Origin of the sequence: Salana multivorans (genome assembly GCF_003751805.1) — a bacterium.
Taxonomy (GTDB): domain Bacteria; phylum Actinomycetota; class Actinomycetes; order Actinomycetales; family Beutenbergiaceae; genus Salana; species Salana multivorans.
On the sequence record NZ_RKHQ01000001.1, the window covers coordinates 805,123 to 830,587 of the forward strand.

Annotated in this window: 23 protein-coding genes and 1 tRNA gene; 8 read left to right on the forward strand and 16 right to left on the reverse strand. The window is 75.7% G+C overall.

Going from position 1 to position 25,465, the window contains the following annotated elements; genetic code table 11:
- Window positions 1-92: 92 nt before the first annotated feature.
- A complete protein-coding gene (locus EDD28_RS03710) occupies window positions 93-1,034 on the forward strand; it encodes a PfkB family carbohydrate kinase (RefSeq protein ID WP_211339104.1) in 942 nt (313 codons plus the stop codon).
- Window positions 1,035-1,071: 37 nt separating this feature from the next.
- Here the strand turns inward: EDD28_RS03710 and EDD28_RS03715 are convergent, their stop codons facing one another.
- The 7 genes from EDD28_RS03715 to EDD28_RS03745 all read right to left on the reverse strand — a co-directional run bounded on the left by EDD28_RS03715 (window position 1,072) and on the right by EDD28_RS03745 (window position 9,753).
- The gene (locus EDD28_RS03715; protein ID WP_245967900.1) at window positions 1,072-2,205 is read right to left on the reverse strand and encodes an alpha/beta hydrolase; all 1,134 of its coding nucleotides are present in this window, start codon (window positions 2,203-2,205) and stop codon (window positions 1,072-1,074) included.
- A 70-nt stretch (window positions 2,206-2,275) separates the two neighbouring features.
- Window positions 2,276-2,686, reverse strand: coding sequence for a hypothetical protein (locus EDD28_RS03720; protein WP_123738392.1), 411 nt, complete (start codon window positions 2,684-2,686; stop codon window positions 2,276-2,278).
- A 62-nt stretch (window positions 2,687-2,748) separates the two neighbouring features.
- Window positions 2,749-3,717, reverse strand: a complete 969-nt coding sequence (locus EDD28_RS03725) for a hypothetical protein (protein ID WP_123738393.1) — start codon at window positions 3,715-3,717, stop codon at window positions 2,749-2,751.
- Between the two features lie 42 nt (window positions 3,718-3,759).
- Window positions 3,760-6,678, reverse strand: coding sequence for an FAD-binding and (Fe-S)-binding domain-containing protein (locus EDD28_RS03730; protein WP_123738394.1), 2,919 nt, complete (start codon window positions 6,676-6,678; stop codon window positions 3,760-3,762).
- A gap of 109 nt (window positions 6,679-6,787) precedes the next feature.
- Window positions 6,788-7,393 carry a hypothetical protein gene (locus EDD28_RS03735; RefSeq protein WP_123738395.1) on the reverse strand — a complete coding sequence of 202 codons (606 nt, stop codon included), beginning with the start codon at window positions 7,391-7,393 and terminating at the stop codon, window positions 6,788-6,790.
- A gap of 149 nt (window positions 7,394-7,542) precedes the next feature.
- Window positions 7,543-9,105 (reverse strand): hypothetical protein, encoded by a 1,563-nt coding sequence (locus tag EDD28_RS03740; RefSeq protein ID WP_123738396.1) that lies wholly within the window; start codon window positions 9,103-9,105, stop codon window positions 7,543-7,545.
- A gap of 141 nt (window positions 9,106-9,246) precedes the next feature.
- Window positions 9,247-9,753 carry an RNA polymerase sigma factor gene (locus tag EDD28_RS03745; protein WP_123738397.1) on the reverse strand — a complete coding sequence of 169 codons (507 nt, stop codon included), beginning with the start codon at window positions 9,751-9,753 and terminating at the stop codon, window positions 9,247-9,249.
- Window positions 9,754-9,903: 150 nt separating this feature from the next.
- On the opposite strand from EDD28_RS03745, the gene EDD28_RS03750 reads away from it, so the two are divergent.
- The 4 genes from EDD28_RS03750 to EDD28_RS03765 all read left to right on the forward strand — a co-directional run bounded on the left by EDD28_RS03750 (window position 9,904) and on the right by EDD28_RS03765 (window position 12,949).
- On the forward strand, window positions 9,904-10,704 hold the full coding sequence (locus EDD28_RS03750) for a glutamine amidotransferase (protein ID WP_123738398.1): 801 nt from the start codon (window positions 9,904-9,906) through the stop codon (window positions 10,702-10,704).
- Window positions 10,705-10,885: 181 nt separating this feature from the next.
- Window positions 10,886-10,961 (forward strand) — tRNA-Thr (locus EDD28_RS03755).
- A 319-nt stretch (window positions 10,962-11,280) separates the two neighbouring features.
- On the forward strand, window positions 11,281-12,072 hold the full coding sequence (locus EDD28_RS03760) for a hypothetical protein (protein ID WP_123738399.1): 792 nt from the start codon (window positions 11,281-11,283) through the stop codon (window positions 12,070-12,072).
- Window positions 12,073-12,388: 316 nt separating this feature from the next.
- Complete coding sequence (locus tag EDD28_RS03765) at window positions 12,389-12,949, forward strand: GNAT family N-acetyltransferase (RefSeq protein ID WP_123738400.1); 561 nt, start codon at window positions 12,389-12,391, stop codon at window positions 12,947-12,949.
- Between the two features lie 44 nt (window positions 12,950-12,993).
- On the opposite strand, the gene EDD28_RS03770 is transcribed toward EDD28_RS03765, so the two are convergent.
- The 8 genes from EDD28_RS03770 to EDD28_RS03805 form a co-directional block, all read right to left on the reverse strand.
- Window positions 12,994-13,662: an SDR family oxidoreductase gene (locus tag EDD28_RS03770; RefSeq protein ID WP_123738401.1), complete on the reverse strand. Its 669-nt coding sequence runs from the start codon at window positions 13,660-13,662 to the stop codon at window positions 12,994-12,996.
- 805 nt (window positions 13,663-14,467) lie between these two features.
- The gene (locus tag EDD28_RS18195; protein WP_123738402.1) at window positions 14,468-15,148 is read right to left on the reverse strand and encodes an Rv3654c family TadE-like protein; all 681 of its coding nucleotides are present in this window, start codon (window positions 15,146-15,148) and stop codon (window positions 14,468-14,470) included.
- Window positions 15,043-15,345, reverse strand: a complete 303-nt coding sequence (locus tag EDD28_RS03780; protein WP_211339105.1) for a TadE family type IV pilus minor pilin — start codon at window positions 15,343-15,345, stop codon at window positions 15,043-15,045. Before EDD28_RS03780 ends, EDD28_RS18195 begins: the two co-directional genes overlap by 106 nt.
- 290 nt (window positions 15,346-15,635) lie before the next feature.
- Window positions 15,636-15,851 (reverse strand): DUF4244 domain-containing protein, encoded by a 216-nt coding sequence (locus EDD28_RS03785; RefSeq protein ID WP_245967901.1) that lies wholly within the window; start codon window positions 15,849-15,851, stop codon window positions 15,636-15,638.
- Window positions 15,852-16,110: 259 nt separating this feature from the next.
- Window positions 16,111-16,539, reverse strand: a complete 429-nt coding sequence (locus EDD28_RS03790; RefSeq protein ID WP_170169341.1) for a type II secretion system F family protein — start codon at window positions 16,537-16,539, stop codon at window positions 16,111-16,113.
- A 133-nt stretch (window positions 16,540-16,672) separates the two neighbouring features.
- Window positions 16,673-17,344, reverse strand: a complete 672-nt coding sequence (locus EDD28_RS03795) for a hypothetical protein (protein ID WP_123738405.1) — start codon at window positions 17,342-17,344, stop codon at window positions 16,673-16,675.
- A gap of 191 nt (window positions 17,345-17,535) precedes the next feature.
- Entirely contained in the window at window positions 17,536-18,738 is a 1,203-nt protein-coding gene (locus EDD28_RS03800) for a TadA family conjugal transfer-associated ATPase (RefSeq protein ID WP_245967902.1), read from the reverse strand.
- Window positions 18,739-18,875: 137 nt separating this feature from the next.
- A complete protein-coding gene (locus tag EDD28_RS03805) occupies window positions 18,876-19,847 on the reverse strand; it encodes a CpaE-like family protein (RefSeq protein WP_123738406.1) in 972 nt (323 codons plus the stop codon).
- 283 nt (window positions 19,848-20,130) lie between these two features.
- Between EDD28_RS03805 and EDD28_RS03810 the strand changes: the two genes are divergently transcribed.
- The 3 genes from EDD28_RS03810 to acs all read left to right on the forward strand — a co-directional run bounded on the left by EDD28_RS03810 (window position 20,131) and on the right by acs (window position 24,464).
- Window positions 20,131-21,150, forward strand: coding sequence for a hypothetical protein (locus tag EDD28_RS03810; RefSeq protein WP_123738407.1), 1,020 nt, complete (start codon window positions 20,131-20,133; stop codon window positions 21,148-21,150).
- A 165-nt stretch (window positions 21,151-21,315) separates the two neighbouring features.
- Window positions 21,316-22,368: a hypothetical protein gene (locus tag EDD28_RS03815; RefSeq protein ID WP_123738408.1), complete on the forward strand. Its 1,053-nt coding sequence runs from the start codon at window positions 21,316-21,318 to the stop codon at window positions 22,366-22,368.
- A 113-nt stretch (window positions 22,369-22,481) separates the two neighbouring features.
- Window positions 22,482-24,464 (forward strand): acetate--CoA ligase, encoded by a 1,983-nt coding sequence (acs, locus tag EDD28_RS03820; RefSeq protein ID WP_123738409.1) that lies wholly within the window; start codon window positions 22,482-22,484, stop codon window positions 24,462-24,464.
- 196 nt (window positions 24,465-24,660) lie between these two features.
- Here acs and EDD28_RS03825 read toward each other — a convergent pair whose 3' ends face one another.
- On the reverse strand, window positions 24,661-25,461 hold the full coding sequence (locus EDD28_RS03825) for a hypothetical protein (RefSeq protein WP_123738410.1): 801 nt from the start codon (window positions 25,459-25,461) through the stop codon (window positions 24,661-24,663).
- Window positions 25,462-25,465: the final 4 nt, after the last annotated feature.

A 25,465-nucleotide genomic window follows, 5' to 3' on the forward strand; every position in this document is an offset into this window, starting at 1 on the left:
CGCCCACTCTAACGATGCCGGACGTGGCGAAGACGCCTCACGCGCCCGGCCCCCGCGCGCCGGACCCCTAGGCTCGGGCGCGGGAGGTCTCCGTGTCACGTCAGCAGTCCGAGCCCGAGGTGGTCGTCGTCGGGTCGATCAACGTCGACCTCGTCCTCACGGTCGCGCGCCACCCCGCCCCCGGCGAGACGCTGCTCGGCGGCGGCGGGCACTCCACGCCCGGCGGCAAGGGCGCGAACCAGGCCGTCGCGGCGGCGCTGCGCGGGGCCAGGACCGCGATGGTCGGCGCGGTCGGCGACGACGCCGCAGCCGCCGTCGGGCTCTCGCTCCTCGACGCGGCCGGCGTCGACCTGACCCGGGTCGCCCGAGTCCCCGGGCCGACGGGGCTCGCGGTCGTGACGCTGAGCGAGACCGGAGAGAACACGATCGTCGTCGTCCCGGGGGCGAACGACGCGGTCGACGCGGCGCTGGTCGAGTCCGCGGCCGACCCGGTCGCCGCGGCCGCCGTGCTCGTGCTCCAGGGCGAGGTCCCGCTCGGGGCGAGCCTCGCGGCGGCCCGGATCGCCGACGCGGCCGGACGCCGCATCGTGCTCAACGCGGCACCCGCCGCGGCCGTGCCGGAGGAGCTGCTCCGCCTCGCCGACCCGCTGGTCGTGAACGAGCACGAGGCGGCCATCGTCCTCGCCGGTGCGCTGGGGGACGACGCCGTCGACCCCCCGGCGACGCCCGAGGAGGCGACCGTCCTCGCGCGCCGGCTGCGCGACGCGGGCGCGCGGTCCGTCGTCGTCACGCTGGGCGGAGCCGGCGTCGTCGTCGCGGGTCCCGACGGCGCCTGGCACCTCGCGGCGCGACCGGTGGTGGCGGTCGACACCGTCGGCGCCGGCGACGCGTTCGTCGGGGCGCTCGCCGCGGGGCTGGCCCGCGGGGCCGGGATGGCCGAGGCGGCGCGGGAGGCCGTCGCGGTCGCGGCGTACGCGGTGGCGCACGAGGGAGCTCAGGCGTCCTACCCGGGGCTCGACGACCAGCTGCCCTGACCGGCCGGGGGTCGCCGCCCCGGCGTCGGGCGCCCCGTCACGGCAGGTACGCCGCGGCCCAGCGCTCGATCCGGCGGTAGGCGTCCTCGCGGACGGGGCGCCGGGACAGCAGCACGTCGTGCAGCGCGCCCTCGACCGTCGAGACGGTGACGTCCCTGCCGATCCGCAGCGCGCGCTGCGCGATGACGTCCACGTCCAGGACGGTGTCGCACTCGGCCATCGCGTCGTCCCACACCGGCGAGATGAGCGTGCGCGCGGACCGGACGACGAGGACGGGGCACGCGACGTCGAGGCCGGCCGCGACCTGCGTGTGACCGGCGAGGACGGCGGCGGCCCAGCCGTAGGTCGCGGGGAACCCGTGCTCGGGTCGCCAGGCCGGCACGAGGTTCCACTCCCCGCCGAGCGCGGCCGAGGTGGTCCGGGCATAGAAGCCGAGGTCGGGGTTGGGCGTCCGGCGCTTCGGGAACGCCTTCGCGATCTCCACGATGATCGGCATCGACAGGCTGCGCGCGATCGTCGAGCCCTGCATCTCCAGCCACGGCGCGACGAGCACGAGCCCGCTCGCCCGGCCGGGGTGGCGGTTCGCCCAGAGCGACGCCGTGAGGCCGCCCGTCGAGTGCGCCATGATGACGAGCGGCAGGCCGGGATGCTCCTCCTCGATCACGGCGAGCGCGGCCGCGAGGTCCTCGTCGTAGGTGGCGAGGTCCGCGATGTAGCCGGGGGTCTGGTGCACGCGCAGGCTGCGCCCGTACTTGCGCAGGTCGAGCCCGTAGAAGGCACCACCGACGCGCGCCCAGAACGGCCCGATCTCGGGGTTGAGGAAGTAGTCGCTCCAGCCGTGGAGGTACAGGACGGCGAACCGCGGCGCCGTCGGCGGCGCGATCCGCGGCGGCGAGGTCACGTCGAGCTCGGGCCGGTAGCGGACGATCGTCGTGACGACGGGCCCCTCGTCGTCGTCGGCCAGCGGCAGGGTGCGCGCCTGGTGCCCGCGGCCGAGGACGTCGCCGGCCCACCGCCCGACCGGCGGCGGGACGGGGAGGTCCGCCTCGGTGATCGTGAGGTCAGCCGACGCGGCCTGCGCCTCGACGATCGCGCGCGAGATCGGGAACCGTCCGCGGTTCGGGGGCGCGGTCGGCGCCGGGGTCCGGTGCGGGTCGCGGGACGGGCTCACACCCCCATCGTGGGCCGAGAGCGACGACGACGCCAGCCGTCGGACCGGGCGCGTCGCCACCCTCGACCCGTCAGAGCGTGCGCCCGTCGGGGTCGCCGGGGCGGACCGGGCGCAGCCGACCCGGGATCGGCCAGGCCAGCACGTGCCGGTCGGTCGGCGGGCGCCGCATGTCGCCGAAGTCGTCGACCTTGACCACGATCCGTCCCTGCCCGGGCTCGTGGGACGGCGTCACCTCGACGATCTGGACGCGCAGCACGGGGGCGCTCGCGTCGTCGTCGAGGTCGGGCTCGAGCATCCACGGGTCCGCGAGGAAGCGCAGCCCGACCTCCTCGAGCGCCGTCTCCGCGGCGATCCAGTCGACGGGACCGGCGACCCGGCGGCCGAGCACGTCGATCGCGGCCCAGTCCTCGCCGTCGGCGGTGATCCAGCCGATCACCTCGCCGTCGTCGCGGGCGTGCGGGTACCAGTCGGCGGAGAGCATCCGGCCAGCCTAGGCGCCCGCGGTGCGCGCGGCCGGGGACGCGGGAGACGCGGGGTGGCGGGTCAGCGCCGCACGGCGCGTCGGCGCTGGGGGCGCTTGGTCCGCGACTGCGGGTTGAGGGCCTCCTCGAGCGCCTCGCCCAGGTAGGGGCCCTCGATGCCGAAGCGCCACGCGGCCCAGCCGTCGGAGACCTCGCGGCCCTGCGCGACGGCGGCCTCGAGCGGGTCGTCGAACGTCTCGCCGGCGACCACGATGAGGCCCTCCGGGCTCAGCACGCCGCGAATCCGGCCGTCGGTGCCGTCGAGGCTCAGCTCCGTCTCGCCGACCAGCGCCGCCACGACGCCGAGCTGCTCACGCGGGTCGAGCGCCGGTACGGCCGGGCGACCGCGCCGACGGCCGCGCGCCGAGGTGAGGTGGCTGCCGCCGGCCGGGGTCTCGACCGGGTCGGCGAGATCCTCGGGCTCGCGCGCGTCGTCCGGGTCGCCGGAACCCGTGGATCCGGCAGAACCGGCGGGGCCGGTTGCCCCCCGCGACGCAGCCGACCGGCCGTCGCCGGCGGGCTCCCCCGCCACTCCCGCCACGTCGGCGAACGACGCGACGGAGGCGAGTGCCGGGGTGCGCGGGGCGGCCTCGTCGAGCTCGACCAGGAACACCCGCGCGATCCCCGGGCCGACGAGGGCGACGGCGCCGCGGACGTCGGGCATGACGCGGGTGGTCAGCACGACGAGACCGGCGCGGTCGACGTGCTCGTCCTGCAGCGCGCGAGCCACGCGCTCGAGGCCGACGACGAACCGGGTCGCGTCGAGCACCTCGACGGCGGCGACGAGCCGGAGCTCACCGCGCCGGGTGCGGCCGACGGCGACCGGGCCGAGCTCGGGGTCCTCACGCCAGGCGACGTCCTCCAGCGCGAACGGCAGCAGCCCGACGGCGGCCTCGCGAACCGACGTCGCGGTCGCGTCGTCCCAGGTCACGGCGTCGCCGTCACGCCAGGGGTCGTCACCACCGAACGGTTCGAGAGGCAGGACTCGCATGGGCACGCACCAGAAGGATCGGCAGAACGACGGGAATAGGCCCTATTGTGCCATGAGCACCTGGGCCAGGCTCCTGCCTCGGACCCCCGCGAGCTGCTCCGCCTGGGTCCGGCACGAGTAGCCGTCGGCGAGGTAGAGCGCCCCCTCCGGCGCCTCGGCCAGCGCCGGCAGCAGGGCGTTCCCCGCGACCGCGACCGAGACGTCGTAGTGCCCCTTCTCCATGCCGAAGTTCCCCGCCAGCCCGCAGCAGCCGGCGAGCTGGCGCAGGTCGGCTCCCGCCCGGCGCAGGAGCGCCGCGTCCGCCTCGTACCCCATGACGGAGTGCTGGTGGCAGTGCGGCTGCGCGATCACGGTGGTCCCGGTGAGGTCGGCCGGCGGACGCCAGTCCTCGCCCGGCCCGAGCTCCGGGTCGGTGAGCAGCTCGGCGAGCGTCCGGACGGCTCCGGCGACCTGCGCCGAGCGCGGGTCGTCGGGCAGCAGCTCGAGCAGGTCGCTGCGCAGCACGGCCGTGCACGACGGCTCGATCCCGATGATCGGCACGCCCTTCGCCGCGGCCGGCCCGAGGACGTCGAGGAGACGCGAGAGCCTCTTCTTGGCGCCGTCGAGCTGGCCGGTCGAGATCCAGGTGAGGCCGCAGCACGCGTCCTGCTGCGGGACCCGCACGGTGTAGCCGGCGTCCTGCAGCAGCTCGACCATCGCCTGCGCGGCCGACGGGTCGAGGTTCTCGCTGAACGAGTCGGCCCACAGGACGACGTCGCGCACGGGGGTGCGGGAGGGGCGCACCGAACGGGCCGGCGACGTCCCGGACCGCCGGGCGAACCAGCGGGAGAACCGCGTCGTCGCGAACGACGTCATCTCCCGGCGCGCGTCCATCCCGAGGAGCGGGAACAGGGCGCGGCGCAGGGGCGCCCAGCCGAGCACCACGTTGGCGACCGCGGCGAGCGGCGGCAGGGCGGTGGCGAGCTTGGCCCAGCGGGGCAGCCAGCCGAGGACGTAGTGGTTGACCGGGCGCAGCCGGCCCTTGTACCGGCGGTAGGTGACCTCCGCCTTGTAGGCGGCCATGTCGACGCCGGCGGGGCAGTCCCGGCCGCACGCCTTGCAGGACAGGCACAGGTCGAGCGACTCCGCGACGGCCGGGTCGTCGAACCCGCGGACGAGGGTGCCGTTGGCCAGCTCCTGCAGCACCCGCGCGCGACCGCGCGTCACGTTCCGCTCGTCGCCGGTGGCCTGGTAGCTCGGGCACATGAACCCGCCGGCCGCGCCGTTGTCCGCGCGGCACTTCCCGACGCCGACGCACCGGTGGACCGCCTTCGTCAGGTCGCCGTCGTCGTGCCGGAACGCGAACCCGCGGTGGCCGAGCGGGATCGCGGCGGGGCGACGCAGGTCCGCCGTGATCGGCGCCGGGTCGACGATGACCCCGGGGTTGAGCGTGTCCTCGGGGTCGAACAGCCCCTTGACCTGCGCGAACAGCTCGCGCGCCTCGGCGGAGTACATCCGGTCCAGCAGGCCGCTGCGCGCGCGGCCGTCGCCGTGCTCACCCGAGAGCGAGCCGCCGTAGGAGCCGACGAGCCGCGCCGCGTCCACCATGAACCGCTCGAACACGCCGGCATCGGCTGGCCGGTCGAGCGGCAGCCCGATCCGCACGTGGATGCAGCCGTCGCCGAAGTGGCCGTACGGCAGCCCCTCGACGCCGTAGGAGTCCAGCAGCGCGTCGAAGTCCCGCAGGTAGGCGCCGAGGTTCTCGGGCGGGACCGCCGCGTCCTCCCAGCCCGGCCACGCGGGCGCACCGCTCGGCGTCCGCCCCGCGAGGCCGACCCCGTCGGCCCGGATGCGCCAGAGGGCGGCCGACTGGGCCGGGTCGGTCACGATCATCGAGTCGAGGCAGTCGGAGACGGCGACGAGCGCCGCCGCGTTCGCGAGCGCCTCGGCCTGGTCGACCCCGCTGACCTCGCAGAACAGCCAGCCGGCTCCGCGCGGCAGGTCCGGCACGCTGCCGACGTGGCGACGCACGACGTCGACCAGGCGCGCGTCCATGCCCTCGACGGCGAGCGGCCGACCCGCGCCACCCGGACGACCGCCGCCGAGCGCGGTCAGCGGGACGACGGCGTCCGCCGCCGCCGGCATGTCGGCGTAGCCGAGGACGACGAGGACGGGTGTGCTGGGCAGCGGGACGAGGTCGACGGTCGCGCCGAGCACCGTGACGAGCGTGCCCTCGGTCCCGACGAGCATCCGGGCGAGGTTCGTGCCCTTCTCGGGCAGCAGGTGCTCGAGCGAGTAGCCGGAGACCTGACGGGTGAACCGGCCGAGCTCGGTCCGGATGGTCGCGAGGTTCGCGCTGACGAGCCGGTCGAGGCCCGGGACCGGGTCGAGCGAGCCCCGGCCCGACCCCGCGGTGAACCGGCGTCCCGCCCCGTCGACGACGTCGAGCTCGCGCACGTTGTCGGCCGTCCGCCCGTAGGCGAGCGCGTGCGGGCCGCAGGCGTTGTTGCCGATCATCCCGCCGAGCGTCGCGCGGTTCTTCGTGCTCGGGTCCGGGCCGAACCACAGGCCGAACGGCTGCGCCGCCACCTGCAGCGACGACATGACGACGCCGGGCTGCACCACCGCCGTGCGGGCCTCGGGGTCGATCGCACCGATCGCGTCGAGGTGCCGGGAGAAGTCGATGACGACGCCGGGGCCGACCGCGTTGCCGGCGCACGACGTGCCGGCGCCCCGCGAGGTGATGGGCGCGCCGTGCTCGCGCGCGACGCTGAGGATCGCCTCGACCTCGTCCGTCGAGCGCGGGAAGGTGACGACCTCGGGGACGACGCGGTAGTTCGACGCATCGGAGGAGTACTCGGCGCGACGCCGCCGCGAGGCGTCCGCCTCGGTCACCCGCTCGAGGTCGGCGACGAGCGCGCGTGTGGCGTCGTGCTGCTGGGAGGCGGTCAGAACGGTCGTCACGGTCCCCAAGTCTTCCATCCCCGCGCCGCCGTCGGGCCGTGTTCCGGCACGCTCCCGACCGGTGAGCGGCGCGGGACGACGCGCGCGACCCGTCCGGAGCTGGCCAGCGGTCGGGCCGACCGGCCGGTCAGCCTGCGGGCGCGGCGATCCAGGCGAAGGCGATGGGGTCGGCGGCGGGGGCCAGCTCGGCCGTGCCCAGGTCGGTCCCGGCGTCGGACACGGTGACGGTGTACGCCACGTCCGACGGGACGGCGGCCGGGGTCGGGATCGCGGTCGTCGAGGCCACGTAGTCGGCGGTGCAGACGGCCCCGCCGGCCGCCGTGAGGTCGATCGTCATCTCCCCGGCCGCAGCCGTGAGGTCGGACGGGACGCGCGGGCAGGAGCTCGAGCCGAACGTCGTGACGTAGAGCGTCGCGCCGTCGCTGCTCCAGCCGAGGCCGACGCTCGCGTCCGCCTCCGCGCTGGCGTCGACGCCGGCGGGCATCCCGATCGTCGTCTCGCCCAGCGCGCCGTCGTCCGTCGCCTCGCCGCCGCCGTTGAGGTTCGGGGAGTCGGTCGGACGCGTGGCGCCGCCGGAGGAGTCCGGCTTGTCCGGCGAGACCGAGATCTCCGGCTCGGGGCTCTGCGTCCCGGTGATGTCGCGGTCGCCGTACGGCGGCGTGCAGGCCGAGAGCGCGAGGGCCGTCAGGGCCGCGCCGCCGAGCAGGAGGAGGCGGGAGGTCGATGAGGACATGGGGGTCTCCTTAGGCGTCGCTCGTCAACGTACCTCGCGGCACGTCGCGGAGCTGGGAGCACACGCGATGCGGGGCTCCGCCGGGCTGGGGCGGTTCGTGGCCGGCCGGCTGGCCCGGGCCAGTCGGGCCAGTCGGGCCGGCCGGGGGCTCAGCCGAGCTGGTCGAACGAGAGGTCGGCGTCCGCGACGGCGATGACCGACCACGTGCCGCCGTCGGAGTCCGTGAACTCGTACGCGGGGACGAGCAGGACCGAGCCGTCCGACTGGTACTGCTGGCCGAGGCCGAGGCGGACCGAGGTGAGGTCGACGGTCCAGACGGGCCACTCGACGGTCGCGTCGGCGCCGGGCGCCGCGGGCGCCTGCGTGGGCGGCGTGTACTCCTCGGTGGCCCCGCCGTCCGTGGCGTACGCGTCGACCGCGTAGGGCATCACCATGTTCTGCGCGCCGAACCGGGGGTCGGACAGGCGGGCGAGCGCGTCGGCCTCGCTCACGATGGCGACGTCGCGCAGCGCGACGACGTCCGCGAGGCTCCCCCACACCGACACGACGCCAGCGGGTCCGTAGGACAGGGAGAAGGCGAGATCCGTGCGCTGACCGTCGACGATCCGCGCGGCGCTCGCCTGCGCCGTGCCCGACCCGACGGCGTGCTCGGCGGTCAGCTCGAAGCTCGCCGGGTCGAGGCCGACGTCGGTGAGGAGCCGCTCGAGCTCGGCGCGGGCCGCGTCGGGCGCGGGAGCCGCGGCGTCCACCCGCTCGGTGCACGCCTGCATCTCCTCCTCGTAGGCGCGCCAGGCGTCGTCGTCGTAGTCCTCGCTCGTCGGGCCAGCGACGGACCAGCACTCCTGCATCGGCTCGATCGACCAGTTCTGGTAGGAGAACGCGGCCGAGCCGTCGAGCGAGACGCTGAGCGTCGGGCCCTCGCCGTCCTCGGGACCGACGTACCAGGATCCCCAGTCCAGCCGGGGAGCGCCGGTGACGCCGAGGGTCTCGGCGAGGTGGGCGGCCGTCTCCTCGCTCGCGCGCTGCGGGTCGAGGCCGTACAGGGTGGCCGTGCCGGCCGAGGTGCTGAAGCCGGACCCGACGAACTCCCGGTGACCGAAGCCCCAGCCGTAGCCCGACGCCCCGCGGGCCGCGTCCATCTCGGCCGTCGGGGCGCCGCCGGCGCTGCTCGCGCCGTCCGCGCCACCCGAGGAGTCGCCGAGGGTGATCGGACCGGGGTAGGCCGACTCGGGCTGTCCCGAGGCGAGCTCGGGAGCGGAGTCGCGGGCCGAGGTGGCGTCGTACGCGCCACCCGAGTCGCCGCCGCCGAACCCGCCGCCAGCGGCGATCGAGCCGGCCCCGAAGCCGACGACGCCGACGACAGCCGCCGCGGCCGCACCGGCGAGCCAGGGCTGCCAGCGGCGCTTGCGGGCGGGCTGGGCGGACTCCCGCGCCGCCCTCGCCGCCGCCAGGTCGATCGGACCGGGCTCGGACATCTCGGCGGTCGCGACTCCCGGGTCGGCGCTCGCCGACCCGGCGTGCGCCGCGGCCGCGAGCGGGAGCTCGGAGGCGAGCGCACCCGCGTCGTCGTCATCCATCCGGGCGAGGACGGACGCGACGAAGCCCGCCGACGGCTCGATGTCGCGCGCCGGGTCGGCGGAGCGCAGGCGCTCCAGCACCTCACGCTCGAGCGCGTCCTGCGCCGGGGAGGTCTGCTCCTCGCGGTCCGTCATGGCCCCGTCCTTCCTTGCCGTGTCACCGCCCTCACGGTGGTCTGTCCAGTCTGTGTCGTCTCGGACGCCGACCTTGCAGCGTCGCCGCCCTGACCTCGCGCGCTGCGCGGCCCGGCTCGCGGGGCCGGAGCCCGACGCTGGCTACAGCTCCAGGCGCTGGCCCCAGGCCTCGCGCAGCCGCTTGCGCGCCCGGGACAGCGCAGCGTCCGCACCCGAGCGGCTGATGCCGAGGACCTCGGCGAGCTGCACGCCGTCGAGGCCGTCCCAGGCGTGGAGCAGGATGATCTCGCGGTCACGGTCGCTCACGAGCGCGAGGGCGCCGCGCAGCTCCGCGTCGAACAGGGCCGAGACCTCGGGGTCGGTGCCGACGCGGGCGCGGGTCGGCCGGTCCGGCAGGTCCTCGACCGGCAGCTCGGTGCGCTTGCGGCGGTAGTTGGCGAGGACGAACCCGGCCGTCCGGTACAGCCAGGGCAGCTCCGCCTCCTCCGGCACGTCGTCGCGGCGGCGCCAGGCCACCAGGAGCACCTCGGCCGCGAGGTCCTCGGCGTCGTCGACCGGAGCGCGACGCGCGAAGTACCGCACGATCGCGCGGGAGTGGCTGCGGACGAGGTCCTCGAACCACGACGCGTCGCGCGACTCCTGCGCCATGCCGACCTCCTCGCGGGGGTTGTGCTTCGTCGGGCCGGTGGTCCGTCGAGGCGTGCGGTGTCCGGCGCGGGGATCGGCCGGAGGTCACAGTCTGGCCCATCGATCCGCCCCGTGTCCGCCGCACGCGCACAGGGTGATTCACTTGTGACCATGGACGCGGGGACGGGGCACGGCGATCACGAGCGCGCCGGGAACGGGCGCGCTGAGGTCGCCGGGAACCGGTCCGGGGAGTTCCTCCTGCTGGCGACGCGGGCCGACGACGCGGTCGCCGACGCGGAGTACGAGGCCGTCCGCCGGTTCATGGGCGTGCCGGCCGAGCGGCTGCGACGCGTGCGGCTGGAGTCGGCGCCGATGCCGCGGCTCGATCTCGGCTCGATCGCCGGCATCGTCGTCGGCGGGAGCCCGTTCACCTCCAGCGACCCGATCGAGAGCAAGTCGGACGTCCAGCTCCGGGTCGAGAACGAGATGGCGGAGCTGCTCGCCGAGGTCGTCGCGATCGACCTGCCGTTCTTCGGCGCGTGCTACGGCGTCGGGACGCTCGGCGGGTTCCTCGGCGGCGTCGTCGACACGACGTACGGCGAGCCGGTGGGGGCCGTGCCGGTCGCGCTGACGCCGGAGGGGCTCGCCGACCCCGTGCTCGCCGGGCTGCCGCCGGTGTTCGACGCGTACGTCGGGCACAAGGAGGCACTGCGCGCGATCCCGCCGGGCGCGGTGCTGCTCGGCACGACGGCGACGGCACCCGTGCAGATGATGCGGGTCGGCCGGAACGTGTACGCGACGCAGTTCCACCCCGAGCTGGACACCGAGGGGATCGTCCAGCGGCTCCTCGCCTACCGGCACGAGGGGTACTACGACCCGGCCGAGGTGGACGACGTCGTGGCCCGCGTGCGCGGCGCCGACGTGCGCGAGGCGTGGAAGGTGCTGCGGAACTTCGCGCTCGTGTACGGGTGAGTGGGCGCAGGGTGGGCCGGCTGGGGGGCCGGCGGTCGCTGGTTGGTGGTCGCTCCGGATGGCTGCTGGGACTCCCACCGAGTCGCGGGCGGGCTGCGGGCCGGTCGCCCGGCCGGTTTGGGTCACACCGCAGGCTCGGGTACAGTGGTCGCCGCTGCCCGGGCGATCCTCGGACAGCGTCGCCGCCTTAGCTCAGTCGGCAGAGCGATTCACTCGTAATGAATAGGTCAAGGGTTCGATTCCCTTAGGCGGCTCCACCGGAGGCCCGGAACCACCACGGTTCCGGGCCTTCGTCGTACCACGGGACGCGCCCCCAGCCCCCGTCCGCTCTCTGCGGATCCGCGGGCAGGTCACCTCGCGATCCGAGCCGCCGCATGGCCGTGACCTGCGGCGATGCCGCACGGACGGCGACTTCCCGGACTGGGATCCCGGTCCATCCGCGGAGAGCGGACGCCTGCCAACCCTGATCGGGAACCCCATCGACACCCGTTCGCTCGACCACTCGGAGCGCGCAACGGCGAACCCGGGACCAAAGTCCCTGGGTGCGCCGGGGTGGCGATGGGGTAGAACGACTGCATGTCCGTCCCCTACCCGGCGCGCCGGATCGTCCGCGAACACGCGCCGGGGTCCCGTCTGCCGCTCGTGCTCGTCGGTGCCCGCGGTCCCGAGCAGGTCGACGGGTGGAGCGACACCGAGAAGGCCGTGCGCCGCTCGCGCTACTACCTCGGTCCGCGGGTCGTCCTGCCGCGAGGCGACCTGGTCGGCGAGAAGCTCGAGGCCTCGCTCGTCGGGTTCCTCACCGACCTGCTCTCGCACACGGGCGAGCACCACGGAAACCCGATCGCCGGGCTCGTCGTGCCGGACTGGGGCGGCCTCTCACCTCGCCTGCGCTCCGTGGTCACGCTCGCCAGCCTCGTCCACGCGGAGGCCGGCGATCTCCAGCCTCGGCGCCGGACGCTGCCCGTCGCCACGATCGGTCCGCGCGGGGCGGGTGCGCGACTGCGGCGTCCGCAGACCCGGTGCGTCGAGGTGACGCTCACCGACCCGGCCCTCCTCGGGGCGCGTGACGCGCTGCTCGGCGAGGAACGCTTCCTCGCGGCCCTCGACCAGCTCGGCGAGAGCGACGACGACGCGCGGCGGGGCCTGGTCGGGGCGCGCGAGGTCGTGCGGGAGCTCGCGGGCCCGGATCGGAGCACGTTCTGGCTCGCGAACTACCTGCGCACCTACGGGTTCGCCCGGGCCGGCACCCTGGTCGGCAGGTGGACGCCGCAGGACGTCGAGGAGCTGCTCGCTCGGGACGGGCTCTCGGAGGCCGGGGCCGATGCTCATGGCGGCCGCACACCCTTCCGGCCGGCTCAGGCGAGCTGACGGACGGGCGACGGGGATACCCGTCGCTGCTGGGCCGATCCGCCCGCTGGTCGAGTCCGATCCGCCGGTTCGACGGGCCTGACCTGTCGGCTCGCCCGGCCCGAACCTCCGACCCGCGCATCTCGAGCCATCCACGAGCGGACACTCGTCCGCACCCGTCTCGATCCCGCTGCGACCAGATCGTCTCTTTCCGAGGGCCAGGCCGCGCGCTCGTCAGGGCCAGCCCCGGCCAACCTCGATCGAGCACGCCCGGGGGATCCATCGCCCCTCGGCCTCCCATCGGCTCTGAGGCGCGGCTCGTGGGTATCGTCGCGCCATGGGTGAGCAGGCAGTCGTCGTTCGTCCGGCCGCGCTCGGCGACGCCGAACGCATCGCCGAGGTCCGGGTGGCCGCGTGGCAGACCGCGTACCGCGGCCTGATCCCCGACGACGTGCTCGACCGGATGGATGCCGTCGCCGAGGGACAGCGCCGTCGCGAGCTCTGGGGTCGGAGCAGGGACCCGCGCGTCGTCGAGCTCGTCGCCGAGCTGGACGGAACCGTCGTGGCCGCGGCGGTCGTCGGGCCCGAACGGCCGGTCGACGACGAACGGCCCCGGGCCGTCGAGACCGCTCCCGAGCGCGGCCAGCTCTACGCGATCAATGCGGCGCCCGAGGCCTGGCGACGCGGTGTCGGGAGCGCGCTCCTCGCGGCAGCCGAGGACGCCCTGCGCGCGGGTGGCTTCACCTCCGCCGTCCTCTGGGTGCTGGAGGGCAACGAGCGCGCCGCCCGGTTCTACGACCGGTGGGGCTGGGTCGAGGACGGCGTGACCCAGCGCGACGAGAGCCTCACCCCCGGCCACGAGCTGTTCGAGCGCCGGCGGACGAAGCCTCTCGGCTGAGCGCGGACTCGTCCTCAGGCCCCTCTGGGCGGCCCCGGCACACCTCAGGACGCGGCGCGGGCCAGCGCCTCCGGGATCGGAAGGACACCTCCGACGAGGTCCCACTGCCGATAGACCGCCGCGGGCTGGTCGAGCACCGCCGCAATGACCGCGGCGACGTCACCACGCGTCACGGGCGTCGGCGGAAGGTCGACCCCGAGCTGGACGAGCCCGACGGCCGGGTCGTCGAGAAGGCGCGCCGGACGGAGGATGGTCCAGTCGAGGTCACTGTCCCGGACCGCCCGGTCGGAGACCCGCTTCGCCGAGACATACGCCCGCCACGCTTCCGGCGCGCCCGGTTCGGGCGGCTCGTCGACGCCGATGGCGGAGACCTGGACGTACCGCCGGATACCGAGCTCCTCGCAGGCGGCGATCGTCGCGAGCGCTCCGCCGAGGTCGACCACCCGCTTGCGCTCGACGTTGCCGTCGGGACCCCCGCCGGCAGAGAACACGACAGCATCGACGCCGTCGAGCACGTCGAGGTAGTCCGTGACGCCGGCACGCTCGATGTCCAGCAGGCGCGGCGTCGCGCCCGCTCCCTCCAGCTCCTCCGCCTGGTCCGCACGCCGCACGAGCGGGACGACGGTGCGGCCGCGTTCGAGCAGGTGGGGCAGGAGCAGGCGCCCCACCTTCCCCGCGCCCCCGACGATGGCCACCCTGTCGAGCTGCCTCATGACGTCCTCCTCGCGCTCTCGTCGACCTCCATCCTCGCATGTGACGTAGATCACATCGAGGCCGGCGTCAGATTCAGGCTGCTCGCCCGTCGAGGTAGGTGTCAGGGTCCAGCGCCGCAGGGGGGTGCAGGACTCGCAACCTGGTCCGGCACCGCAGGGGGGTGCAGGACCACATGCCGGCTCGAGTCCGGCCGGCGCCACAGGGGAAGCCGGCCGGATCCGGTCCGCAGCGTTCGCCGACCAGCGAAACGTTCGCCACTCAGGGGACTGGCGATCGACCGATGGCGGCGGCGGGAACCCGCAGGGGGGTCGGCCCGCCGCCGCTGTCTCGGCCGGCCGTCGACGCCATCAGGAGCGCGGACGGTCGGGGACGCCCGCCACCAGGGCGCGGGCCACCGAGAGGTCACCTGGCCCGCTGGCTCACCGAGAGACGACGACAGCCGTCTGTCGAGGTCCCAGCGTTCGCGCGCCGATCACCGAAGGGCCCCACGGCCCCCGCAACGGTCGCCGGCCCGGGCTAACCGGCTCCGCGCCGCCGCCCGCCCACTCTCGGCAAGCGCGGATCACCGGCCGCGAGTCAGTCCCACTGCCCAGCCCCTCTCGGCAAGCACGGATCACCGGCTGCGAGTCAGTCCAGGCGTCCGGTCCCACTCGGCAAGCGCGGATCACCGGCAGCGGGCCAGTCCAGGCGTCCGGCCCCTCTCGGCAAGCGCGGATCACCGGCAGCGAGTCAGTCCCGGCGTCCGGTCCCTCTCGGCAAGCGCGGATCACCGGCAGCGAGTCAGTCCCGGCGTCCGGTCCCCGTTCAGGGATCGCGGACCGGCCCAGCTCGCGCCGCCCCACTCGCCTCCCCTCCGGTCGCCGTGAGTGCGAGCCGTCCGACAAGACCACCACCGACCGATGCAGTCGTCTCGGCCACGACCTCCTTCCCTTCCACCCGGCACCCGCGGAGCACCGCGCCGGCCCCGGCAGCCGCGCGAGCGGCCGCAGCACAGGGATCAGCACCGCCGCGCTGGACCTCGAACGCCGCGGAGAGCGCCCCGAGGTCCGCGCCGGTCTGTGCCCGTGACCGCGCGCCCGCGGCTGCGAATGTCGCGACGACGGCGATGAGCAGGACCGCGGCGACGCCGATGAGCCCCAGCGCCAGCACGGTCCCGGACCCCCGCTCGCCACAAGCGCCGTCACGCTCACCGGCCGCGCCGTCCGGGCGTGGAGCCGACGCCGCGCCGGCTCGCCAGACCGACGGCCCGCTCGACCGTCCGCGCCGGAGCCAGAGCGGGAGCCGGAGCCAGAGCGGGACCGAGGCGTGACCAAGCTCCCGCACCGGCCCGCGACCTCCCGAACCTCCCCCGCTCCCGCACCTCCCAGTGCCATCGCGCGTCACGGTGATCGACCCGTCGGCTCGGCCAGGACGCTGGCTCGCCCGGTCACCGTGATCGCCACGCCGAGGACACCGATCTCGCGCGTCACCACGACGTGCACCCACTCTCCCTCCCTCGTGACGCCCACCGCATCGACCCCGGCAGCGGGCATCAGCCCACCGTCTCGCGTCCCCGACTCGTCCCCGATCGCCAGTGCTCTCGCCACCACCCGCGCCGCGTCCTGGACCGCGACCTGCGCGCTTCCCACGACGCCCGCGAGCAGCACCGCCACGAGCAGGACCATCACGCCGGGCAGTGTCACGGCCAGCTCGGCCGTGACACTGCCTCGCTCCGCTCGCCCGAACCGATCGGGTCGCTCACCCGGCGGACGCCACCGGCGCCAGGCGTACCAGTGGCGTCGGTCGCCTCCTGCGCGCCGTCGACATCGACCGAACGGGCCACGCGGGCTCAGGCACTCGCTCTGCTCGGACGGGCCGAGGTCTCGCGCGCCCCGCGCCCGCTGCGCCCATCGGCTCCTCCCATCCCGCCGGTCCCGCGATCCTCGCCGCACCCGCCGGTCGAGGCCTCGGATCACAGGACTCGTTCCGGGACTCATCGCGAGAGCGCCTCCCGGATCAGGCCGAGCAGCATCTCGCGCACCTCGCCGCCGCGCAGGATCGCCAGCAGCAGGCCCGCGAACGCCACCGCGGCCAGCGTCACGATCGCGTACTCGGCGGTCGCCATCCCGGCCTCTCCGGCCGACACCGCGCGGTCCCAGCGCCGCCGGACGCCCGCGCCGACGCTCGACGCGAGAACGAGCAGGCTCACGGCGAACCACGTCAGCGGCGTGGTCCGCGGCTCGGGCACACCCGACCCGCGCCCCTGACTCCCCCGCTCTCGCGTCGTCGACCCCTCGGGCGTCCTCTCCTGTGTCGATGTCATCTCAGCTCTCCTCGCTCGGCCGACCCTCGGCCTCGTTCCGAGCCTGCGCGGCCTCGCGCCCCGCCGCCACGGGGGTCGGGACAAGCCGTCGAACGCCCCCGCCTCGGCCCTCTGTGGACAGCTCGCGGCGGGCCGGCGACACGACTCAGCCCGCCCCGAACAGCGACGATGCGGCGGCGAGCGCCACCGGTACGAGGCCGAGCAGCACGAATGCCGGCAGCAGGCACAGCCCGAGCGGCAGCACGAGGCGCACGGCGAGCCGCTCCGCGTCCTCACGCGCCCTAGCCGCCCGCCTCGCTCGCCACGTCGCGGCAGTCGTCCGGAGAGCCGGACCAGGATCGACTCCGCTCACCCAGGCCGATCGCAGTGGCTCGACCACGCCGACGAGACGCGCGGGCAACCGCTCGACCGCCTCGTCCCACGGCGCACCCCACCGCAGCAGCCGCGCCGCCACGACGAGCTCCTCCTCCCCGGTCGCCTCACCGAGCGTCGCCAGCGCGTCCGGTACCGACGCCCCGGCCGCGAGCAGCACCCCGACGAGCTCGCACGCGATGGCGCGATCGAGTCGGACCACCCCGCATCCGACCGGCCCAGCGGCACCGGTCGACGACCTGCGTCGCGGGCTCCACCGGCCCGCGCCGACCAGAGCGGCCGAGAGCATCGCCGCCAGGAGGGACACGAGCACCGGTGCCTCCATCGACACGGGGTCAACCCCGCGCACGGGTGGCGGGCCCGCCGTCGTCCACCGTCGCGGCCCGGACGAGACGGGCCGACCACCACCGCCCCGCCACCATGAGCAGGCCGCCCGCCACCATCGCGAGCAGCCCCGGACCACCCGCGAGGACGACCGCGACCGGGTCGGCGCCGAACCCGGTTCCCAGCAGCAGCGCCCCGAGCGGCAGCCAGCCGAGCAGGCGCGCCGTGCTCGCGGGTCCGGCCCGCGCGCGACGACGGTCGGCCTCGGCCGCCTCGGCCTCGGCGACGGCCACCGCGACGGCGTCGAGCACGTCCGCCAGCGGGGCGCCGGAGCGGAGTGCCACGCGAGTGGCGACGTAGGCGGCGTCGGCGCCCGGGGACCGGCCGACGAGCGCGAGCAGCTCGGGCGGCAGCCCCTCCGCTGGGACCGTCGTGCGGACGCGCCACGCACCGGCGCGCTCCGAACTGACGGGTGCGACACCGTCCACGCCGGGGTCGGCGGAGCGGACCCGCACCGGCTCGACGGCCACCCGGCGTCGCCCTCCGCTCTCCGGCGAGACGCCCAGCTCGCTCGCCCACGCGGCACCCGGCTCCTGCCCCGAACGCACCCGGGCCGCCACCGACGCGCAGACGATCCCGAGCTCGGGGCCGACGGCGCCGCGTCGGCGCAGGACCCACCGCACCAGACTTCGCAGTCCGCGCAGACTTCGAGGGTCCCCTTCACCCGCGCTCCCGCCAGGCTCTCGCGCCGACCGATCGGACCGCGGTGCCGAGCACGCGACGGCCCCACGACGGGACACCCTGGTCCACCCCGCCGTCGGATGCACCAGCACCCCGACGAGCACGCCGGCCGCGAGCGCCACCGACACGACGCTCACGCCGCCGCCCCCTGGGTCGTGGACCCACTGCCGGCGTCGAGCACCCGCGCGAGGGCCGACCAGGCCGGCCCGGGCGCGAGGTCCCAGCCACCGTCGCGCTGCGGAGCTCCTCTCATCGCGACCGGGGCCGCCAGCCGACCGTCCGCCAGGGTGAGGACCGCGATCTCGGCAACGCGGCGGCCCCCGCCCTCGCGCACGACGTGGACGATCGCGTCGAGGGCGCTCACGGCCTGGACGGCCACCGCCTCCGGCGTCAGCCCGGCGAGCGACCCGAGGGCCGCCAGCCGCGCGGGCACGTCGGACGCCGTGTTCGCGTGCACGGTCGTGAGCCCGCCCTCGTGGCCGGTGTTGAGTGCGAGCAGGACGTCGCGCACCTCCGGCCCTCGGCACTCCCCGAGCACGAGCCGATCCGGCCGCATCCTCAGCGCCGCTCGCACCAGCTCGCTCAGCGTCACCGCACCGGCACCCTGCACGTTCGGCGCCCGCGCCTGCAGGTGCAGCACGTGCGGATGGTCCGGGGCCAGCTCCCGCGCCTCCTCGATGCAGACGATCCGTTCGTGCGGACCGGCCCGCGCCAGCAGCGACGCGAGCATCGTCGTCTTGCCGCTCCCGGTGCCGCCGCTCACCAGGACGTTGGCGCGCGCGTTGACGAGGGCAGCGAGCACCTGGTCGCCCACGGCGCCGATGCCCCCGCCGGCGCGCCAGTCCGCGAGGGTGAGCGCGCGGGGTGCGTGCCGACGCAGCGAGAGGCAGGCACCGCGCGCGGCGATCGGCGCAAGGACCGCGTGCAGCCGCGTTCCGTCGGGCAGCCGTCCGTCGACGATCGGCGCGGCATCGTCGAGCCGAGCCCCGGCCGCGGCGGCCAGCCGGACGGCGAGGAGCCGCACGTCGCCAACATCCATCGCGACCCGTTCGAGGCCCGCGCCGCGGTCGACCCACACCTCCTCGGGTCCGTTGACGAGGACGTCGGTGATGGCGGGATCCGACCAGAGCCGGCGCAGCCGTGCGCCCGATCCCCCGATGTCGGCGAGCGCGTCCGCCACCTGCTCGGTCGCCTCGCGAACACCCAGCGGCCTCGCCGCGGCGTCCAGGCCGAGCCGGGTGGCGCGCTGGACCTCGCGCGGCCCCGGCGGCCCGGACGCCGCGAGCAGACGACGGACGCGGACCGGCAGTGCACCGGCGTCACCATCAGGTCGCACCCCCGCGGGGGGCACCACCGCCGCCGCCCGGTCCCGACTCCCCGGACGGACCGGCAGCCCGTCCACGTCCTCATCCGGGCGCGCGCGTTCCGGCAGCACCGCCGTGGTCGCCCGGGCCCGGCTCCCCGCGCGGGCCGTCACGGGACGATCTCCCGGGCAAGCCGGCGCACCACCCGGACGAGGCGCGAGCGGCGCCGATCACCCGGGGTGACCCCTCGGGCGAGGTCCGCGGTCATCAGCCGCGCGTACGGGAGGAGGTCGACCGACGGGACGCCGCACACCTCGGCCACCTCACCCGGGTCGACCGCCACGCCGGGCAGGGAACGCAGGAGCAGCCGGACGGTCGTCGCTCCCGATGCGAGCGCCTGCGCCACGAGCCGGCGCGCGTCGAGGACGGCCGACGGCTCCGGCGTCGTCACCACGAGCACCGACTCGCACCCGACGGGCGGACGCGCGCGTCCCACGTCGAGCACGGCGTCCGCGCAGCCCTCGCGCAGGGCGGTCAGCACCGCGGGAACGGCGTCGACCCGCGCCCGGGCATCGGCGGCGAGGACGGGCACCCTGCCCCAGCGCGGCAGGACGTCGACGAGCTGGCGGCCGACGAACGGAGCCGCCGCCGCGTCGAGGTCGGCCCAGCGCGGCCCCGGCTCCTCCTCCAGCCCGAGCAGGTGGTCGAGTCCGCCGACGAGGTCGACGAGCACGGCGCCGCGACCGTCGTCCACCAGCGCTCGGGCGAGCAGCGCCGCCGTGACGGACGCGCCAGCGCCGCCCCGCGCCGCGACCACGCCGATCGTCCGGCTGCCGACCGCGGCGAGCTGCGACGCGATGGCGTCGGCGAGCCGATCGGCTCCGTCGGGCAGGGCGATCGCGCCCGGCGGGCCATCACCTGCGCCGCCGCCCCCGACGACGTCGATCCCACGCTCACGGGCCCACGGCGGGTCGCCGCGCTCGCGCTCCAGCGGCGAGTCGACGTGGACGTCCGCCGGAGGCGGCGGCGAGCCCGGCGGACGCACCACCAGGCGTCCCTCCCACCACGCGACCACCTGGCCCACCTGCTCGGCGAGCCGCCCGTCCGCCGTGCGCAGCGCCACCACCACCGGCTCCGCCATCTCGTCCTCCGTCCGTCCCGAGGCCCGCGCGACCTCTCCGTCAGCGTTGCCGGTCGAGGCCCAACCGCGCTCCCCCGGTGGGGACGGCCTCACATCGCCCCACATCTCGGTCGCCTGTGGACAGCGCTCGTTCGAACACCCCGGCGTCCTGCGCGATACTCTCCACACCGCCCGGGTGGGTCGGCACCTGCCATCGGATCGATCGGGGTCGACGCAGCCCACCGGCGGCCGAACCCGCGAGCCAGCGCGGCCCGCCGGGTCGACACAGGAGGAGTGACACGACGTGACGCACGAGGGACCCAGCACGGATCTCCAGGGGCCGGTCCCCCCGCGCTCCCGGTCGAGGGCACACCTCCTCGGGCTCGCGCTCGCCGTCGTCGGCGGGCCCATCACGTTCGGCGCGCTCGCCCTCGCGGTCGAGGTGCCCGCCTCGTTCGGTGACGTCCCCGGTCTCGACCTCCTGCCGGTCGCCCTCGCCTGCCTCGGCCTCGCGATCACCGCGCTGGCCGTCATGCGCTCCTCCGTCGGTGCCGCGGTGGCGGGCGGAGCATGGTTCCTCGCCGGCGTCGTCGGCCTCCTCATGCCCGGCCAGGCCGAGCTGCTCGTCGATCTCGTCCCCGAGCAGGCCCTCGGTTCTGCACCGCGCGCCGGCGCCGACCTGCTCCTGCGCGGCGGCGGTGCGCTCGCCATCGGGAGCACGCTCGGCGCCGCGGCCATCGCCGCCACCATCGCGCGACGCCGCGGCCGCTCCACCGAGCGCACCGAGCAGGCCGCGATCTCCTCCGGAGACGTCACCCGGCCGCCGCGCTCGCGCCTCGCGGCGCACATCGTCGCTCCGATCCTCTCGCTCGCACTCGCGCTGCTCGGCCTGCAGATCCTCAGCGGCACCGAGACCGCCGCGCTGTGGTCGATCGCGCCGACGGACGGCCTCCTGGCCGACCCCGTGCCGTGGATCGTCACGGTCCTCGTGCTCGCCGCGACGACGCTGGGCCCCCCGATGCTCGGCGCCTGGTCCTCGCTCGGTCCGGCCGCCGCCGCCCTCCTGTGGCTGAGCGCCGCGCTGGACTACCTCGTCGACGCCATCGACATCGGCTGGTGGGCCCCGGGCGGCGGCGTTGGCAGCCTGCTCGCCCCCCTCAGCCCGGACGTCACGACCTGGGCGGTCCACGCCGCGGGGCTCTCGCTCGCGGTCGGCTCGGTCCTCGTCGGCGCCGCGGTCGGGATCCACTACGCACGACGCGACGGCCGCGCACACGAGCGCCGCGAGTACCGCCTCGCGCGCCAGCGCGAGCTCGCCGCCTGACCGACCCGCTGCCGGCCTGACCGACCCGCCGCGGCGCCGTCCGACCCTCCGCGGGCCCCCGCGACCCACCGCCGCCCCGCGGACACACCTTGGCGCCCAACGGCGTGGTGACGCGGCCAGAGCTGCGTCGCGCCCTAGCCTGGCGGCGAGCCCCAGGAGGACCCCATGACCACTCCGGACACCCCCGAGACCCACGGCGACGTCACCGGCGAGGCTGAGACCGTCGAGCCGACCGAGACGACGGAGAGCGTCACGTCCGAGGAGACCTCGGCAGCCGGCGCCGCCCACTCGGCCCCCCGACCCGCCATCGACCTGGGCGGACGGCCCGTCCCGCCGCTGCCCCCGTCGTCGCCGACGCCGGTCGCCGGCGAGCCGACGATGCAGGATCCGGCGGCCGGTCCCGCACGCGTGAGCGCGTTCGGCGCGAAGGGCGCCGAGACCGGGGCCGACGACGCGTCCGGCGCGTCGACCAGCCCGGGCCGCACCGTCCCGACGGCCCCGCTCCCGCCGGAGACGCCGGTCACGGCGACCGCCCCGCTGCCCCTGGAGCCGGGTTCGACGACCACCACCCGCGTCGTGCCCCCGGGCAGCACCGTCCCCCTCGCGACGCCGGAGGCCCTCGCCGGCTCGACCGGCGGCTCCCTCAAGACCGAGAAGGCCAGGTCCGAGAAGACGACGGTCGAGCGTGAGGCCCCGCAGGACGAGGGCTGGGTCCCCGTCTCCACGCGGCGTACGGCGGCGCACATCTGGGGCGTCGTCATCACCCTGCTGGTCCTCCCGGTCGCGTGGTTCCTGCTGACCGACGGCGCGCTGCGCACCTGGTGGAGCCTCGAGACGACCGAGTCGACCGTGAACCCGGCCGGCGTGCTCAGCCTGGTCGGCGGGATCATCGCGCTCGTCGTCATCGCCCTGGTCGCCCGCGCCTCGAGCCTCGGCGCGTGGATCTGGGGCGGCGTCCTCGCGGCGGCCGGCCTCGTCGTGCTCGTCATCCCGGGCCGGGCGGCCGGGTGGGTCGAGGACATCACGCCGTCGCTCAAGGCGATCCACGAGGGGTTCGGCCAGAACCTGCACGACTACCTCATCGACACGGGCCGCTCGGGGCTGCTGCTCGTCCTCGGCATCGTCGTCCTGCTGCTGGCGCTCGTCTCGCACACGGCGCGGCGCAGCGGTCGGACCGAGGGTCGGGTCAAGGCGGAGCGCGAGGCGGCCGGCCTGTAGCTCCGCGGCGACCCGGCATCGCGCCGACCCGGCGGGATCTCCCGGCGGGTCGGTGTCGGAGGGTGTGCGTAGAGTGACCTGCGTCACGAACCGCCGCTGCTGCCGGAGCTGAGATGAACGACGCCTCTCCCGCCCTCGAGAACCTCCTCACCGAGACGAGGGCATTCCCGCCGTCGCCCGAGTTCGCCGCCCAGGCGAACGTCACGGCGGACGAGTACGACGAGGCGGTCGCCGACCGCCTCGGCTTCTGGGCCGACCGGGCCCGCGGCCTGCTGACCTGGCAGACGCCGTTCACGACCGTGCTCGACGACTCCCGCGCCCCTCGCTACGACTGGTTCACGGACGGGCGTCTCAACGCCGCCTACAACGCGGTCGACCGCCACGTCGAGGCCGGCAACGGCGACCGCGTCGCGATCCTCTGGGAGGGCGAGGACGGCTCGGAGCGGCGGATCACCTACGCCGAGCTGGCCGCGGAGGTGGCGCGCGCCGCGAACGCCATCGCCGGGCTCGGCATCCAGACGGGCGACCGAGTGGCGATCTACCTGCCGATGATCCCCGAGGCCATCGTCGCGATGCTGGCGTGCGCCCGGATCGGCGCCCCGCACTCGGTCGTGTTCGGCGGGTTCTCGGCCGACGCACTGCACTCGCGGATCCTCGACGCGCAGGCGCGCCTCGTCATCACGGCCGACGGGGGCTTCCGCCGGGGCGCGGCCAGCCCGCTCAAGCCGGCCGTCGACGACGCGCTCGCCAAGGGCGGGACGGACGTCGAGCACGTCCTCGTCGTCCGGCGCACGGGCGGTGACGTCGCCTGGACCGAGGGGCGCGACGTCTGGTGGGACGACGTCGTCCCGCACGCACCGGCCGAGCACGAGCCCGTGTGGGTCGAGGCGGAGCACCCGCTCTTCATCCTCTACACCTCGGGCACGACGGGGAAGCCGAAGGGCATCTTCCACACCACGGGCGGCTACCTCACCCAGTGCGCCTACACGCACTCGGCCGTCTTCGACCTCAAGCCGGAGACCGACGTCTACTGGTGCACGGCCGACATCGGCTGGGTCACCGGCCACAGCTACGTCGCCTACGGTCCGCTCGTCAACGGCGCGACGCAGGTGGTCTACGAGGGCACGCCCGACTCCCCGCACAAGGGTCGCTGGTGGGAGATCATCCAGAAGTACGGCGTCACGATCTTCTACACGGCGCCGACCGCCATCCGCACGTGCATGAAGTGGGGCGAGGAGATCCCCGGCGGCTTCGACCTGTCGAGCCTGCGCGTCCTCGGCTCCGTCGGCGAGCCCATCAACCCCGAGGCGTGGATGTGGTACCGGCGCGTCATCGGGGGCGATCGCTGCCCCGTCGTCGACACGTGGTGGCAGACGGAGACCGGCGCCATCATGATCAGCCCGCTGCCCGGCGTCACGGCGACGAAGCCGGGCTCGGCCCAGGTTCCGCTGCCCGGCATCTCGGCCAGGATCCTCGACGACGCCGGCGAGCCGGTCGGCGACGGCCAGGGCGGGTACCTCGCGATCACCGAGCCGTGGCCGGCGATGCTGCGCGGCATCTGGGGCGACGAGCGACGCTACGCCGAGACCTACTGGTCGCGCTTCCCCGGCCGCTACTTCGCGGGCGACGGCGCCAAGTACGACGACGACGGCGACATCTGGCTGCTCGGCCGCGTCGACGACGTCATGAACGTCTCGGGTCATCGGCTCTCGACGACGGAGATCGAGTCGGCGCTCGTCGCGCACCCGTGGGTGGCGGAGGCGGCGGTCGTCGGGGCGAGCGACGAGACGACGGGCCAGGCGGTCGTCGCCTTCGTCATCCTTCGCGGCGGCGACGAGATCACCGACCTGCCGACGGGCGAGGACGGGGGCGAGGCGATCGTCCAGACGCTGCGCGGGCACGTCGGGCAGGTCATCGGACCGATCGCGAAGCCCCGGTCGATCCTCGTGGTGACGGAGCTGCCCAAGACGCGCTCGGGCAAGATCATGCGACGCCTGCTCCGCGATGTCGCGGAGAACCGCGCGGTCGGCGACGTCACGACGCTGGCCGACGGCGGGGTCATGGACCTCATCCAGCAGGGGCTGGCCAAGGGCTGACGGCTCGCGCCGCCGGGTGCGGCCGAGGCGTTCCCGGCGGGACCCATCCCCCGCCGGCGCTCCTCGGCCGGCCGCGCGGTGTCCCGGGCGTCCCACGCCCGCGGCATCCCGCGCCGCGCCGGGTGTCGCGTGTCGGGCGCCCCGCGCCGCGCCGAGTGTCGCGTGTCGGGCGCCCCGCGCCCGAGTCTCCCGCGCCCTACGCCGTCGCGCGCCCCGCCGGGCTCGCAGCGAGCATCGCGCAGCCGCCGAGCGCGACGACGACGGCGAGCACGAGCGGCACCGCCCAGCCGGCCCGGACGTCGTCGCCCAGCACGGCCAGCCCCACGACCGACGGCACCACCACCTCGACGACGGACACGGTCGCCGCCGCGACGGCGACGCTGCCGCGCTCGAGCGCCCGGATGTTGCCCACCACCCCGACGGCGCCGCCGAGCACCACCACGAGCGCGACGGGGTGGGTGAGGGCCCCCAGGAGCGTGCCGTCGGTCTCGGCCGCCCGCGTCCCGATCGCCACGAGCGAGAAGCCGAGACCGGCGAGGGCGGCGACCACCCAGGCCGGCGCGCGTCGGTAGCACAGCGCCGTCGCGACCGCGAGCACGGCGGCCAGCACGACGAGGGTCGTGACGAACGAGGCGGCGGGCCGGCGCGGGTCCTCAGGTCCCGCCGCGCAGGCCAGCACGGTGAGCCCGACGAGCACGACGCCCGCCCCGACCACGTCGGCGCGCCGCAGCCGGACCCCCGGGAGCACCCGCGGGGCTCCCAGCACCGAGACGACGACGGCCGCCGCGATGATCGTCTGGACCAGGAAGAGGGGGGCGCGCGCGTAGGCGACGAGCGAGACGAGGAAGGCGACGCCGTCGAGGACGAGCCCGGCCACGACCAGCGGCTGCACCAGCGCTCCCATCCCCTCCGCCCGGCGGCTGCCGACGGCCTGCAGCAGGGTGGCGACGCCGTAGAGCCCGCAGGCGAGCAGCGCGAGCAGCAGCCCGAGGACCACGGCG